The sequence below is a fragment of the Microbacterium sp. Bi128 genome (assembly GCF_918698205.1).
Genome location: NZ_CAKKMM010001022.1, coordinates 1 through 1,847 on the forward strand (window position 1 = coordinate 1; position 1,847 = coordinate 1,847).

Genomic DNA, 1,847 nt, shown 5'->3' on the forward strand with positions numbered 1-1,847 from the left:
CTCATGGACCGCCCGCTGCGCCCCGCGTTCGTCAAGGGTCTGCGCAACGAGGTCCAGATCGTCGTCACCGTGCTGTCCATCAACCCGGACGAGCTCTACGACGTCGTCGCGATCAACGCGTCCTCGATGTCCACCCAGCTTTCCGGCCTGCCCTTCTCCGGCCCGATCGGCGGCGTCCGCGTTGCCCTCGTTGCCGACGAGCACGGCTCGCAGTGGGTTGCGTTCCCGAAGCACTCCCAGCTCGAGAACGCCGTCTTCAACATGGTCGTCGCCGGCCGCATCGCCGGTGACGACGTCGCCATCATGATGGTTGAAGCCGAAGCCACCGACAACTCCTGGAACCTCATCAAGGAACAGGGCGCCACCGCCCCGACCGAAGAGGTTGTCTCCGAGCCCCTCGAGGCTGCCAAGCCGTTCATCAAGGCCCTTTGCGAAGCACAGTCCGACCTGGCAGCCCGCGCCGCCAAGCCGACCGTCGAGTTCCCGGTCTTCCTGGACTACCAGGACGACGTCTACGCCGCTGTGGAGTCCGCTGCCGCCGAGAAGCTGGCCGCTGTCTTCCAGATCGCCGACAAGCAGGAACGCGACACCGCGTCCGACGAGCTCAAGGACGAGGTCACCTCTTCCCTGGCCGGCCAGTTCGAAGGCCGCGAGAAGGAACTGTCCGCAGCCTTCCGCTCCGTCACCAAGCAGGTTGTGCGCCAGCGTATCCTCAAGGACCAGATCCGCATCGACGGCCGCGGCCTGACGGACATCCGCCAGCTCACCGCCGAGGTTGAGGTTCTGCCCCGCGTCCACGGCTCGGCCATCTTCGAACGCGGCGAGACCCAGATCATGGGTGTCACCACGCTGAACATGCTCAAGATGGAACAGCAGATCGACTCGCTGTCTCCCGTGACGCGCAAGCGCTACATGCACAACTACAACTTCCCGCCGTACTCCACCGGCGAGACCGGCCGCGTCGGCTCCCCGAAGCGCCGCGAAATCGGCCACGGTGCCCTCGCAGAGCGCGCCATCATGCCGGTGCTGCCGTCCCGCGAGGAATTCCCCTACGCCATCCGCCAGGTGTCTGAGGCTCTCAGCTCCAACGGTTCGACGTCGATGGGTTCCGTCTGCGCCTCCACGCTGTCCCTGCTGAACGCAGGCGTGCCGCTGAAGGCTGCTGTTGCGGGTATCGCCATGGGCTTGGTCTCCGACCAGGTCGACGGCCAGACCCGTTACGCCGCCCTGACCGATATCCTCGGCGCCGAAGATGCCTTCGGTGACATGGACTTCAAGGTTGCCGGTACTTCCGAGTTCGTCACGGCCATCCAGCTGGACACGAAGCTCGACGGCATCCCGGCCTCGGTCCTGGCCGCCGCCCTGAAGCAGGCCCGCGAAGCCCGCCTGCACATCCTGGACGTCCTGAACTCCGCGATCGACACCCCGGACGAGCTCTCCGAGTTCGCGCCGCGCGTCATCGCGGTCAAGATCCCGGTTGACAAGATCGGCGAGGTCATCGGCCCGAAGGGCAAGATGATCAACCAGATCCAGGAAGACACCGGAGCCGACATCTCGATCGAGGACGACGGAACTGTCTACATTGGCGCCACCAACGGCCCGTCTGCCGACGCAGCACGGTCCGCGATCAACGCCATCGCCAACCCGCAGATCCCGGAAATCGGTGAGCGCTACCTGGGCACGGTCGTCAAGACCACCACCTTCGGCGCCTTCGTTTCCCTGACCCCGGGCAAGGACGGCCTCCTGCACATCTCCGAGCTGCGCAAGATCGCCGGCGGCAAGCGCGTGGACAACGTCGACGACGTCGTCTCCGTGGGCCAGAAGATCCAGGTGGAAATCACCAAGAT

The 1,847-nt window shown here is 65.4% G+C and carries 1 protein-coding gene; it reads left to right on the forward strand.

Going from position 1 to position 1,847, the window contains the following annotated elements; translation table 11 throughout:
* Positions 1-1,847 (forward strand): polyribonucleotide nucleotidyltransferase (locus LQV45_RS29300; RefSeq protein ID WP_230010576.1); only part of this gene is annotated, 1,847 nt, incomplete at both ends.